Annotated in this window: 9 protein-coding genes and 1 tRNA gene; 2 read left to right on the top strand and 8 right to left on the bottom strand. The window is 65.0% G+C overall.

Translation table 11 applies throughout. From position 1 onward, the window contains the following. The first annotated feature begins 21 nt into the window (after nucleotides 1-21). Nucleotides 22-96, top strand: a tRNA-Val gene (locus HJ588_RS11675). Nucleotides 97-1,086: 990 nt separating this feature from the next. Here HJ588_RS11675 and HJ588_RS11680 read toward each other — a convergent pair. Then, nucleotides 1,087-1,449: a hypothetical protein gene (locus HJ588_RS11680; protein ID WP_212755431.1), complete on the bottom strand. Its 363-nt coding sequence runs from the start codon at nucleotides 1,447-1,449 to the stop codon at nucleotides 1,087-1,089. 374 nt (nucleotides 1,450-1,823) lie between these two features. Between HJ588_RS11680 and HJ588_RS11685 the strand changes: the two genes are divergently transcribed. Continuing rightward, nucleotides 1,824-2,942 carry a three-Cys-motif partner protein TcmP gene (locus tag HJ588_RS11685; RefSeq protein WP_171155132.1) on the top strand — a complete coding sequence of 373 codons (1,119 nt, stop codon included), beginning with the start codon at nucleotides 1,824-1,826 and terminating at the stop codon, nucleotides 2,940-2,942. Nucleotides 2,943-2,949: 7 nt separating this feature from the next. Here the strand turns inward: HJ588_RS11685 and HJ588_RS11690 are convergent, their stop codons facing one another. From HJ588_RS11690 to HJ588_RS11720, 7 genes are all read right to left on the bottom strand, one after another. Then, nucleotides 2,950-3,702 (bottom strand): DUF5131 family protein, encoded by a 753-nt coding sequence (locus HJ588_RS11690; RefSeq protein WP_171155134.1) that lies wholly within the window; start codon nucleotides 3,700-3,702, stop codon nucleotides 2,950-2,952. 346 nt (nucleotides 3,703-4,048) lie between these two features. After that, nucleotides 4,049-5,032, bottom strand: coding sequence for a hypothetical protein (locus HJ588_RS11695; RefSeq protein WP_171155136.1), 984 nt, complete (start codon nucleotides 5,030-5,032; stop codon nucleotides 4,049-4,051). Between the two features lie 320 nt (nucleotides 5,033-5,352). Continuing rightward, nucleotides 5,353-6,264, bottom strand: a complete 912-nt coding sequence (locus HJ588_RS11700; protein ID WP_171155138.1) for a tyrosine-type recombinase/integrase — start codon at nucleotides 6,262-6,264, stop codon at nucleotides 5,353-5,355. A gap of 839 nt (nucleotides 6,265-7,103) precedes the next feature. After that, on the bottom strand, nucleotides 7,104-9,356 hold the full coding sequence (locus HJ588_RS11705) for a hypothetical protein (RefSeq protein WP_171155140.1): 2,253 nt from the start codon (nucleotides 9,354-9,356) through the stop codon (nucleotides 7,104-7,106). A 148-nt stretch (nucleotides 9,357-9,504) separates the two neighbouring features. Further along, the gene (locus tag HJ588_RS11710) at nucleotides 9,505-11,538 is read right to left on the bottom strand and encodes a hypothetical protein (protein ID WP_171155142.1); all 2,034 of its coding nucleotides are present in this window, start codon (nucleotides 11,536-11,538) and stop codon (nucleotides 9,505-9,507) included. Continuing rightward, on the bottom strand, nucleotides 11,535-12,344 hold the full coding sequence (locus tag HJ588_RS11715) for a hypothetical protein (protein ID WP_171155144.1): 810 nt from the start codon (nucleotides 12,342-12,344) through the stop codon (nucleotides 11,535-11,537). Before HJ588_RS11715 ends, HJ588_RS11710 begins: the two co-directional genes overlap by 4 nt. Before the next feature lie 709 nt (nucleotides 12,345-13,053). Continuing rightward, nucleotides 13,054-13,248 (bottom strand): helix-turn-helix transcriptional regulator, encoded by a 195-nt coding sequence (locus HJ588_RS11720; RefSeq protein WP_171155146.1) that lies wholly within the window; start codon nucleotides 13,246-13,248, stop codon nucleotides 13,054-13,056. Nucleotides 13,249-13,311: the final 63 nt, after the last annotated feature.

Raw genomic sequence — 13,311 nt, forward strand, 5'->3', positions numbered from 1 at the left:
CTGCGGTTGTCATATCGCATTGGACGATTGGCGCAGCGGTAGCGCGCTTCCCTGACACGGAAGAGGTCACTGGTTCGATCCCAGTATCGTCCACCAGCTCGAAACTGCCCCTGACCTGCGGAAACGCAAGGTTAGGGGCTTCTCAATTTCGGGGGTGCACTACTTCTGCGCTACTTGGGGACATCGGATCTCAACGACGTCGGCTGGATCGTGAGCCGTTCCTCGGCGGGAACACGTCCGAGTCCGCAGCGGAGACTGATGCGCTGATCTTGCCCGCTGTGGGTACCGCCCAACGAGCAGGCCATCTCCAACGGATCCCTTCGCTACTGGCTCAAGGTCGAAGTCCCGCGGCGACGCTTGCGCGTCCGCGATGTGCACCCTACTGACCCCGGTTCTCGGTCTGGCTGGACCGAACCCGAAGGATTGGGTGGATCGCCGCGCAGATGGCGGCCGGACCCACGATGCGCTACGAGCCGGGCGCGCTGCTGGGATGCCGATGCGGCGGCGAAACTGCCGCGGCCTACCGTGACAGGGCTGGGCTCGCGAGGGCTTTCGCCTTAAGGCCTTCCCGGCCCAGCATCCGGAACCGACTACGCGGCGGTATGACGCCTGTCCTATACGACCTTGCGACGGAAACTGCTCCTCCATTCATCGAGTGCCACCACAACGGCCCAGGCCACGCGCCAGCGCCTTCACTGACTCCGACTCGTGCTCGCCGATTCGAGACATGGACTTCGTTTGTGCTCAATTGGTCTCGGGGCCAGGAGTTTCGCTGCTGGCACGCTAGTTCAGCGCCACGGTGAAGCGGCTGCCTTGAGCGCGCATAGCCTCTAACCGGTGAATCCCGTTGATCACTTAGCCAGCCGTAGCGCAGATCGGCTCGACGAGGAGAGATCCAAGCGCCCATCGGTCGTCGGCTGCCCACGCGTGGGAGATGCGCTCGATCTGGTCCGTGTCGGGGAACGCGTCCCGTGCGAACAAGTCGAGTGCCGCGCGGTTAACGGTTGGGCCAGTCAACGCGCGCCGCCAGTGCTCGAGTTGACTCACGGTAACTAGCTTCCGCTCGAGCCTGGTTCACATCGATCACTACCCATCGTGCGTCGAGCCCGTGCCTGCGGCTTTGACCGGCTCATAGATGCGGCGCGCAACCACGGCCTTTGCACACGAGTGAGACCCCGCTGGGGCCGCGACGACATCACCGTCGTGCTCAATATCGGCCGGGTCGACTTCATAGAGATACGTATTCGGCTGATTCCAAGGCATCGTTCCGAGCACCTGCAGCGGATCGGAACCGTCGATGCGCGAGACATAGACACGATCGTCGCGATACCAGGAATACATCCTGTAGTTTTCGTCGGGAGCGAAGGTGCGGGGTCGCTTGCCGGTGACAGTCGGCGGGAGTACTTCGGCTCCGACTGCAAGGTCCGTGGGCGAACTGTGAAGCCACATGAGGACAACCTAGAAGCTGACGCTGACAGCGCGCCGGAGGGCCATGGATGCGCGGTTTCGGTGGCAGCATGCGTCCTCGGTGGAACGCCACACGTTCAGACGCCGCGCCAAGACCTCGATCCCCAGCTTCATCAGTTGCCGCCGATACGATGGCCAGGGAGAAGCGCCCCGAGCCGGCGGTGCACTGGGCCACAAGGGGGAGAGCATGTCGACCGTCGCGAACCGAAGGTCCAGCCTCAACGCGGCCAAGGGGGCGAAGGACGGCATGACTGCCCGGTCGAAGAGCGGCTCGACGAACCTGACCGCTCCATGCGACACGCAACCGTGCCAAAGGCGACAGGTGACGCGGCAGGTCAGGGAGCGAGGAGGCGATCGTGGCCAAGGGTGACAGCCTCCCGACCGTGTGGGAACGGCCAGCACACACCATGGTCAAGCATGACATCTTGGTCCGCTACCTCGGTGCGTGGTTTGCCATCTTCGGGCGCAGCCCCTATCACTCGAGCGTCAATATTCTGGATGGGTTCGCTGGACCCGGACAATACGCGAACAATGAACCTGGCTCGCCGGTGCTGACACTGCGGGCGTTGCTCGATCATCAGGCGTTCGCCGGCTTCGGCGACACCCAGTTCACGTTCGCGTTCAATGAGTGGGACAGCGAGCGGTTCGCCTCATTGCAGACCGTCCTCGCCGAGCTTCAGGCAAGCCGAACGCCTTGGCCGAAGAACATAGAGGTAAAGGTCGAGAACCAGAACTTTCAGGAGTTGGCGCGCGGCATCCTCGATTCAATCCCGTCCGGTCACCAGCTCGCGCCGACCTTCGCCTTCATCGATCCGTTCGGGTACAAGGACGTCCCGATGTCGTTGATCCGCGACCTCGTCAGCCATCAGTCCTGCGAACTGTTCATCTACTTCGACTTCAACAGCGTCAATCGGTTCGCGAACGCGGGCAACGTCGACCCCCACTTTACTGCGCTGTTTGCTTCCGACGAGTACAAGAACGCGCCCCCGAAGGATCAGGGTCGTGCCGAGTTCATCCACGATCTCTACGAGCGGCAGCTGCGCAAGGAGTGCAACTTCGCCCACATCTGCAGCTTCAAGATGGTCACGAGCACCGGGCATACCGGCAGTTACCTCTTCTTCTGCACGCGGAACGACCAGGCCTACAACAAGATGAAACAGGCGATGTGGGCCCTGGCCCCAGGTGGTGGTTACGAGTTCGATGACAGGCTCGCGGGTCTCCAGGTCCTCTTCGGCGACGAGGCCAACACAGGCCCGCTTCAGGACGAGTTGGCTCAGCACTTCGCTGGCCGGACCGTGCCGGTTCAAGAGATCATCGACTACGTGATCACCGAGACGCCGTTTCACAGCGGTCAGGTCAAGGTGAAGACCCTCAAGCCGATGCAGGCGGCCGGGCGCATCTCATCGCCCAATCAGAAGAGGAAGGGCACGTTCCCGGATGGGACTCGCATCGAGTTTCCCATCCTGGGCGACTAGAGCTTGTCTAAGCCGGCTCCACGGCCAGTTGCGGCATATCGTCCCAGGTGCGGCCTTCGAGTTGCCGTCCGTTGGCCTTCGGTGTCCGGCCTCCCCACTGCTTGAAGAAGAAGGACACTCCGGCCCGAACACACTGGTCGCGGATGTCCTCGACCCAGGCCGGGTCCATCGGCCGCGCCCGCGGCCCCGATTCGCCGCCGGCGATCACCCAGTCGATGCTCTCGAGGTCCAGCCCCGGTAACGCGGTGAGGAGCGGCTCGCACGACAGGAACCGCGTGGCTGCCGGGACCATGCGGAGGTGGTCGATCCGGTCGGTGACGTCGAACGACTCCACCGACACGCCCATCCAGAGGTTGTCCGGCCAGTCGAGTCTGTCGGAGATCCTCGCTGTACGGTGCGCGCGCTTGGTCAGCACCTGGTAGGTGTGCTGCGGCGTCTCGCGGATCACGTCGAAGACGTCGCGGATGAAGTCGAGCGGCACCTTGGCGTGGAAGAGGTCGCTCATCGAGTTCACGAAGACGACCTTTGGTGTGCGCCACTTCAGCGGTTGTTCCAGTGCGCGTGGATGGATCGTGACGCCGAAGCCGGGGCCGGAGGTCCTGGGGTCGCCGTCGTTCTGGTACTTCTCCGCGCCCATCGCCTTGAGGCGTTTCGCCAGCGCCAGTGCGTAGCAGTTGTCGCACCCGGCGGCGACCCGGTCACACCCGGTGACGGGGTTCCAGGTGACCTCGGTCCACTCGATCGCGCTATTCGTGGCCAACGACTTCACCTCTTCCTTCTGTGAGCGTAGCCGCCACGACGGGGCGACCCGACCTGAACCACCGCACGCTTCAAAAATCTCATCAGACACACGCGTCACTGCCGCGCGATGCCGATCGTTTCATCCGGCGCAAACATGCTCTTGCCCATGACGGCCGAGTCTGAATCCGACTCCACTGTCGCTCACGCGGCGGTATGACGCACTCCCAACAGTGTTCTCACGACCCGACTCGATTCGGCTGACAACGTGGGGCCTGGCATCGGCGCGCCGCACAGAAACTGCGTTACGACGGCCCCAACGGGGTAGCCGCCACCGACTCTGGGGTCGACAGCTCAACAGAGATCGACTAGAACACCTCGAATCGCTCCGCGTAGCACGAACCGCACAGCTGCGAGTCCCCGCCATCCGTTGCATCACCGCAGATGAGGCAGTTGATGATGTCTTGCTCAGCGGCAGTCATGCTGCATGCGAAGCACAACCAGTGGGGCTCGGCATACGGATCATGTGGGTCGCCGGTGTTCGCTTCGTTGTCCTTCACGGGGTGGACGCCCGCGAGTAGGGCCGGGGTCTCGCACGCGGTGCAGGTTTCTACCGGTCCGGCAGCTCCCGGGTAGCCTAGATACTCCTCGGCGACTTCCTCACCAGGACCGGCCCGGTAGCAGTAGAGGCATTCGGGGGCAGCGCCATCGCGAGGGGCCAGGGTGTTGTGGGTGCAGTAGGGGCACTGATAAAGCCGTTCCTCGGCATCGAGTAGCTCCTTGATGTCGTCCAACCGCTGCTTAGCTAACACTTCGATCGCAGTCAGCTCGGCCGATATTTCCTGCTTCACTTCCTCGATCTTGGCCGCCTCCGCGTCCGGCGCGTCGGGCGCGAAGTGGTGGTCGAGGAACCACAGCGCGAAGCTGAGCCCTGTCCCGAGCTTGTCCAGCATGGTTGTTGCCGCACCTGCACCGGTAGGCGGCGCAAAGTGGACCACCTGGTTGCGCAGAGTCATCAACGTCGTCATCTGGGTAGCTCGTGATGTTGGTATGTCCAGGCCGACCACATCGCGCAGCCGGTCAAGCCCTTCGCCTGGCGTGACGGTTTTTGCCGCACCGGCAAGGAACTTCGCCTTCGTCGTGCCCTTGCCGATTGGCTGGATGACCAGCGTCCAATGCTCCCGGATTAGACGGGCCTTGATCAGGGTCTCGACTGCAACTGCGAGGTCTAGCACGGCATACTTGTGATGCGCACGATTGGCGTTTGCCTCTGTGACGGCACGCTGTAAGAAGTCCAGCGCGTTGTCCGCTATCGCCCAGCTGTCGGTGACAGAAGCCGTCGTAGTTGCCATGGTCGTCTCACTCCGCTGGTCCGCTCGATCTGCTGTGTTCGGCCTCGCCCGTAAGGGCGCCGCACAATAGCGTGAAAGAGATGATCGTAATGGCGATGAAGACGTACCAGGGGCGCGCTATCCGGAGCGATGAAGCGGGCTGCCGATACCAACAGCTGTCCGGTGTGGATCGGCGCCATCCGAGGTGCGCCTTACGTGCAGTTGGTCTTCGCGTGCAATGGCCGAAACCCCGGCCATTGACTGTCGATGAGGCGTTGTCTATAGCGGCGACGAGTTGACGGACGGCGGGTATAACTGGGCGGATCCGGGGTCGCGATCGTTCAGACGCCGGCGACGTATGCAGTGAGGAAGTGGACGCCGTGGCGGTCGAGGTTGCCACGGGCTCGGTCGTAGTGCTCGGTGGTACGTGGGTCGGCGTGCCGAGCGAGGATTTGCGCGTCACGTAACGGGACTCCGGCATCGAGGGCGTTGGTGATCGCGGCGTGGCGCAGCGAGTGCGGGCTGATGTGTCGCGGGATCGCGGCGGCATGAGCGATGCGGGTGACCATCCGGTAGACGTCTCGGCGGTCGACCCGTTTGCCGGAGAGTGGTCGCAGGATGAGGGGTCCGCTGGTGCGCTGACCACGGCATGCTTCCAGGACTCGGAGGACGGGGATGGTCAGGGGCATGGTGGCGGGCTTGTTGCCCTTGCCGACCAGGTGCAGCACCCGGTACCCGCGGAGGGTGTCGGTGTAGTCCTCGATGCGGACGGCGGCGGCTTCGGAGGCGCGTAACGCGTTGATACCGAGCAGATACGCGAGGGCGCCGTGGTGGACGGTGATGGTTTGGGCGACCTGTAGGAACCGGATTAGTTCGAGCCGGTCGAGTCCTTGGGTGCGGGTTTCGTCGCGGTGGATTTTGGGCAGTCGGGCGTACACGGCGGGGTCGGAACTGATGAGGCCGTCGATATGTGCGAAGCGGAAATATCCGCGTACGGCGTGCATCATGGTGTTGATCGAGGAGTCCATCAGCCCGCGTTCGCCGAGGCTACGGACGTAGAGCTCGACGTGGGCTCGTTGGATGCCGGTCAATGGTTCCAGGCTGTTGGCTTCGCACCAGGTGAACCATTCCCGTAGCTGGAAGTCGTAGAGCGTGTGCGTTCGTCCGGAGTAGCGGGCGAGGAAGGAGACTGCCGCCAATTGGGCGGTCGACATCGTCGCCGGCTGAAACGGCGACATGGTCGTGGTGGACATGGGACACCTCGCGGCGACCAGGGACTCATCCGGTGGCGCGTGCCGCCAACGCGGGGCCGGACACTCGGACACCAACGACGCTACGTTCCCCAGACCCCGAGGCACCACACAAACCTGGCGGCGGAGTGACGCCGACTTCTCGACTTATCGCGCTCGCGCCGGTGAACGGTGCAGGACGGATTCGGAGTGAGATCGCTACCGCAAACGGGTGCGGGATATCCGGAGCGGGGCAGTCCGGCTCGCGGGCGGTCGCGGAGCGATGCGGTGGATCTCGGAATCGGTGGGGCTGGATCGACATCAGCCCGTTCTGGCCCGAACCCTGCTCATTCGCGGATAGAGTGGAGCGGTCGTTGGCTCAGGACTGCCAGTGTCGGAGGGTTCAACCCCCTCCTATTTGCAGTGGGTGTGCTCTCCGTCCTGGTCCTCGCGCTTGTCCGCCTTCTCAGCGAGCGTCGTTTTCGGCGCTCAAGGAAGGAGCCGCCGATGGGCAGTCAGAAGCACAAGAAGTCGAAGCGCATTACCAACAACCCTAAAGAACGTCACTACGTACAGTTTGTACTTGAGACCATCTGGGCGGGCTACGCGGGAGCAGCGGTCGGATGCTGGCATCCCTGAGCCAACGACACGGCATCCGATGTCTCTGCCTTCGCCCTTGCGGCGGTAGGACGCACTGATCGCGGCCGATCCCCGAAGTCGCACGTTATGCGGCAGGCGGTCTATGGAGGGCTCGCGTTGCGTTGTCCGGGGCTCGGTCAGAGGCTGGGTGACCGCATTCGCGGCGTCGGACCGCGATTAGGACGCGACCGAAGGCGTGGCACGTCACTGCGGCAGTCCGTGCGCTACTTCTTCATCTGCGACGGTGCGGTCCGGTCGCCGGGCACCTCGAGCATCACGATGTGGCTCTCCGCGGCATCGAGGGTCACCTCGAAAGCCGCGTGCGTGACGAGGTCGCGCAGGTTGGGGTGGGGCGAAGTGGCCTTGGGCGCCTTTGAACGGAGCACGACGAGGAATCCGATGCGAACGTCGGCGGCTCCGTAGGTCACGGCCTGCTTAATGTAGTCGACCTTGCCCTCGACAGGGGTCTGGGTCGCGGTCTCCTTGAGCTCGATGTAGAGGTGGAACCCGGGGAAGGTGACCATCAGGTCGACACGACCACCGCCGACCTGCTGAACCTCGACGTTGGTGGCGCTCGAGAGCTCACCGCGCATCAGCCAGTCGTAAAGGTCCTTGTGCAGGTCGGCCTCGTCCGCGTCGGGCTTGAACAGGTACTCGCACCATGACGGCTGCGCGCCCTGTCGGGTCGCGACGAACCGAATCAGCTGATCGAGAACCAGGGTGACCGCGTCTGCGACGTCACCAGTGAAGTCGGCGCTCGCGGCCAGTTTCTCCAGCATTTCCCTGCGGACGGCGGTCACGACGAGGTCTGGTTCGAGCAGGGTGGATGCTCTCCGGTCAGCGAGAGCGGCGGCGAGCTGGTCGAGCTTCGCCTGATCGAGAGCGTCCAGGCTCGTGTTCGCGTCGAGGCCGACCATCTCGGCGAGCAGGGGCGGGACGTGTCGCTCCTGCTCAGGCGGTTTTCCCGGCGGCTCCGCAACTGCGGCTTCGGCACTAGTCTTGGCCGCTGTGAGCACCGTGTCAGCGGTGGCGAGTCGGTCGCTGAGGTCGGCGAGTTCCTGGGCGAGGCGGTCCGTGGCATCCGCGTCGTCTTCGGGTCCGAAGTCGCCAAGTTCGATGCGCGCATCGAGGGCGGCGACGCGACGGCGCATGGACTCTGTGTGGTCGACGAGGTTGCGCAGGAGACCGCTGCGGGCAGCGAAGCCCTTCGAGATGGCCGGTCGGATGATGCGGACGACGTTGTCGACGCCGCGACCGGGCGCGATCACATCGAAGGCGTTCGACGTCGTGTAGATCGTGAAGATGTCGTCGATGACCGTCGCTGCATCGTAGATGCTGTCGCGGCCGAGGTGCTCGCGCAGGTAGCCGAGGTCGGCCGCGAACCGGTCCCACGCTTGGAGCACGGCGACCTTGCGGTCGCCGCTCCAGTGGCTGAGGCCGTGGGTGTCGACAAGCAGCTCACGTGCGCGAGCGGCCACGTCGCTGACGCTGTGGAGGGTTATCGCCCATGCCTCGGCATCCTGCGGGCCGGTGTCGGTGCTGAGCGACGACAGCAGGTTGCGCAGTAGCTCGAGTGCGGACTGCAGGAGCACGGCATCGGGTCGGTCGCCCTGGGCGATGACGAACGTCAGCGACGCCAGCGCGTCGTCGAGACGCGCAACGAGTTCGGTCCCGGACTCGGTACGGACGGCGCGGGCGACGTCGGTGTGGGCCTTGGCCCAGGCGGCGTCGCCCGCGATCTCGCGTCGCAGTTGCTCGTCCGCGGCGGCGAGGACTCGGGCCTCTTCCTTCGATGCTGGAGCCGCACGCGTCGCGGAGGTGACGCCCGTGAGGACGTCGAGCACGTCGGCGACGTCGTCGATTCCCCCGGCGGCGTCCCAGTGGTCGTAGGCAACTTCGACAGTTCGCGCGACAGCGCGGGCGTAGCGCAACGGCTGAGGCTCGTTCACCTTCGCTAAGGTCGCGAGGATCTCGTGGCGGGTGCCGTGTCCGAGCAGCGCCAGGCGAGTCGCTGACTCCAGAGCCACCGCATGACGCAGCACCTCGGCCTCAGTAGGCGTCGTGGTGCCGGAACGCGGTGGGCTGGCGAGCGCCACGCAGGCGGCCGCGACCTGGCCGCCGACCACGTCGGCGAGATCAGCGTCCGAGCAGATGCTGCCCAACGTGTCTTCGAACAGGCCCGGGTCGGTCGTGGCCGTGATCGCGTCGGCAAGCGCGGCGGCCGCCGGCCGGAGCGCGGCAACGATTGCCCCGGCGTCGTTTCCGGCATTGGTTTCGCCAGCGTGGGCCTTGGCGATGCCACGGGCCAGGAGCCTCAGCGTCGGCCTCAGGAGCGGCTCGTTGACCAGCGTGGGAGCGAGCACCTCGACGGCGTCCCAACCGCCGAGGATGTCGACGAGGTCGGATCTGGGCTCCGCCCCGGTGAGGTGTCTGAGCAAGGTTCCGGCGATGGTCGCGGGGTCCAGCTCGCCTGCCACGGTCTTCCTCCCATCGCGTCGTGCATGTTCGGCCCTACGGTGCCTGGTGCCACGGATGACGCAGTGATCCGGCGAGCATGTCACCTCTCGGATGTAGCCGCTGCCCGACCCGGCGCCCCTCGGCTGACGGCTGTCGGGCGGGCCATGATCACCACACGTAGTCGTCGCCGGTCGCGACGAGAAGGTGGTCGGCGTCGAGGACGTCGCTGAGCGTCGCAGCGTGCGTAGTCGCGACGACGATCTGAAGCTCGGTCTCCGCAGCGACCTCGATCATCGCCTCGAGCATAGTTCGCAGCACCGACTCCGGTATTTCCTCGGCGGCGGGTGAGTCGACGAACAGCAGCCCGGGATGGCGACCGACGTTATCTCGGAATCCGACCTGGATGAGGGCGATTGCGGTGGACAACTTGATCCGGAGCTTCTCACCGTGGGTCAGGGCGCTGTAGGTCGCCTTTACGCCGCCCTTGACGATGTCCATGTTGCCGTTGCCCTTGATGCTTACCGACTCCAGGGTGGAGACCCCAAACCTGCGGGCGAGGTCGGCGATCGCCTCGGACACCTTAAGCAGCATCGGGTCCTGGTCGCGCTTGACCCATCCCTTGACGACTTCCGAGGCCGTGTCGAGCACCAAGATTTTCTCGTCGCGCTCCGACGTCTCCGCGTCAGGTTCGTCGGGACCCTCGGGTTCGACCTGGCGTTCGAGACCTTCGAGAGCGTCCAGGGTCGCCTGGGCAGCGATGAGTTCCTGGGTGGCCGCGGTGCGTGCGCGGGCTCGATCGAGGCTCGCGCGGGCGGTGTTCGCCTCCGCCTCAGCGTTCACGCGTGCACTCTCGGCTGCCTGGTAATCCTCGCGGAGCTTCGAGACTGCCGCGTCGGCCTCTGTGACGGCTTCGGTGAGGGCGGGGAGCGGATCCTGGGGGTCCTCGACCTCATCGTCCAGGTCGTCGCCGGCAGGCTCGTGCTCGTGCGGCGTAGGCGCGTTGCTGGCGACGGCCACGTCGAGATGCAAGGTGTTGTGGCACAGCGAGCAGTTGTGGTCGGTGACCTCTGCTTCATAGGCCTCAACGGTGACCGCGCTGGCACATCGTGGGCACGCGGTCGGCTTCATTCCGTTGAACAGCGCCTGCGCGACCGCTGTCTCCTCGACCGCGCGCTTGCGGTGCTGCTCGGCGCGCAGCTGAGACCTGGCCTGCGTGAACGCCGCGCCGGCCGCCATCAGCTGCAGCTCAAGCTCGCGCGCTTCACGAGCGCGTTCGGAAGCACGGGCAGCGAGGTTGTAGACCGCGTCGACGTCCGGCTCGTCCGCGTCGAACAGCGTGAGCGCGTCCAAAGCGCGCGCGACCCGGTCCTCGGCATCGCCGAGAGCGCTGCTCGGCACCCGGGTGCTGGTCGTGCGGACCCGCTGCTCATGTTCGCCGCGTTCGAACAACAGCACATTCAGGGCCCTGGTGATCTGGGCGTCCATCGAGGCCCAGCTCGTGCCGACGAACATCTGCAGGATCTTGGTCTTCAGGTGGATGTCCGGGCCGAGGATCGGGTCGAGCTGGTCGGCTCGCACCGTCAGTGAGCTCGCGTACGTCGGCCATGTGTGCGTGTGCGAGATCCCGTCCTTGGAGAACGTTGGGATTGGGTCGAGCCGTAGCCGGCCCAGCATCACTGACCCCACGAGCGACTCGAACTCATTGCCGTCGGAGAAGTTGCCGATCTGGGTGCGCCGTCCGCCGGACTCGACCTCGATCGATCCGGTGGGCACGCCGTCGGCGACGTCGAACTCGACGAACAGGGGCACACCGTCGACCAGCAGCTCAGCCGACACGTGGTCGATCCACGACTCGACGTCGGCCTGCAGGTGGCTGCGCCCGGTCAAAGCCCATGTCGCGAAGTGCACTACGGAGGACTTGCCGCGCAGGTTCCGCTCGCTGCCGACTCCGTTGACGCCGTCGAGCGGGGTCCAGTTCAAGTCGATCGGGGCGGTCACATCGGTAGCGTCTTCACCCTCGCCTTGCTGAAACTCACGAGTGCCGGAGACGTGAACTCGCCTGATCCGCAGCTGTGCCGGAACACCGGCTGAGGCGGTCGATGAGACCGCGGCGTCGGTCAGGATCGTTTCGACGCGGTCCTTCGCGATCACCTTCTTGTGGCGCTCGAGGACCTCGACGACAGCGTCACCGAGCGTGCTCATGTGTCTCCTTCCGCGGGTGACGTCGAGGCGTCCGTCCCGCCTTCGTTCGCCTGGGCTGCCTGGGCGATCTCCAATCGTGCTGCGACGCCGGCGTGGATCGGCGCGATCTTCGTGCCGAGCTTCGTCGAGGCGTACTCGGCCTGCTGGTACTGCCGCTTTTTGAGCGTGGAGCCGTTGTCGTTACCGGCGACGAGCTTCACCAGCTCGGCCTGGCCGATGTACCACGACAGCAGCGGGTCCTTCTTCAGCTCCTCCACCGCTCCTCGACCAGCCTCGGTGAGGAAGAACTGGCTGCGCGCGGTGCTCTTGGCGCTGCCGACACGGCGCACCACGGCGAGCCCGTAGGCGCTCAGCACCGAGAACGCGTCGTCGATCACTTCGTATGCACCATGGAACCAGCGCGGCATCGGATACCAGTGCAGGTCCGGCTCTTGGCCCTCCAGGAGGTCCTCGACGACCTGGAGATAGGAAGCGCCGAGCTCGCCGTTCTCGACCTTCGTCATCAGCTCGCCGGCCAGGTAGTCCGGGTTGCGCAACCAGAAGTCGAGCGCCTGCAGCTGCATCTCCGCGCGCAGCACCGCGACGGTGCCGGACGGATCGGCCGGCACCGTCGGCAGGCCACAGCGATCGAGCAGGACCAAGAGCCGCACAGCTTGCTGCAGCACGGTCGGCTCGTCGCGGCCCTGTGGATCGGCGGCCGTCAACGGCACCGACATCGAACACCCCCCGGACACCTGAACACCCTGTGGTCCCGTCACACTACCGGCGCATGGCAGCGTCTGCAGGCCGAACAGCTCTGCAGACAAGTCCGGCAATCCGCGTTCCTGATCGTGACGGCGACTGGGACCGGGTGACAGAGCGGACCGCACCGCTCGACCTCCCCAACGACTGGCGGCACGACCAGGCGCCGACGAACGGACTCGTCGGCTAGGGGACGCGTTGATGACCCCGTGGATCGAGGCCGGGCTGGGTGTCGCGCGAGGCAGCACTCTCCATCAACGCGCTGAATGCCAGGCTCAACGCGATGAGCGGCAAGACAACGTCACCCTATTGGACGCGAGAGGCGCTCGCCCATCACGAGGCGAGGCGCTGCGTCCGAACCCTGGCGGTCGCGGTGTTGATCAAGTTCAACTGGCGTCCGGCTTTCGGCAGATCCGCGCGCCCTCTGAGCCGGACACGGTGCGTCTATCTGGGCGGTAGGCAGCAACTTTCGGACGATGGTGGTCGTCCTTAGGAGTCACAGCCATGCCGAACCACTGACCAGGTCTTGACCAGGTCTGCGGAACGTTGTTGCACGGTTCGTTCAGATCTCGGACCGTAGTCGGCGACGAACCGTTCGTGTCATTTCTGCAGTGGAGGACAGCGCACGTCATCCCGGCCGCGATCTGCCGGACGATCGAACTGAGGCTACGGGGACGGGCCGGCAGTCTGTCCACCAAGATGTCGACTCGATCGTCGACGAGGACCACGGCAACGCGACCATCAGGTTGTCTTGTGCGCGAGTCATATGAGGTGTTACGCCGTTGGAATGAGGACCATGAGCCGATCGACGTCGGCAGGGTCAACGCGAAGTGCGCGAGGTCCGCTGCGGTAGGCGGGCAGTTGGCCGGCGGCGATTCTGCGACGCAGGGTTCGGATGCTCAGGCCGGTCCGCTCAGCCGCGTCGGACAGCGTCTCGAACTGGCGGCGGGGTGTTGTGGGGGTAGGCATACTGTTCTCCTTTCAAGTTACATAAGGACAGATGGCGCCTCTGGCGGTCACACGCGAGGATGG

Source organism: Flexivirga aerilata (genome assembly GCF_013002715.1).
Taxonomy (GTDB): Bacteria; Actinomycetota; Actinomycetes; order Actinomycetales; family Dermatophilaceae; genus Flexivirga; species Flexivirga aerilata.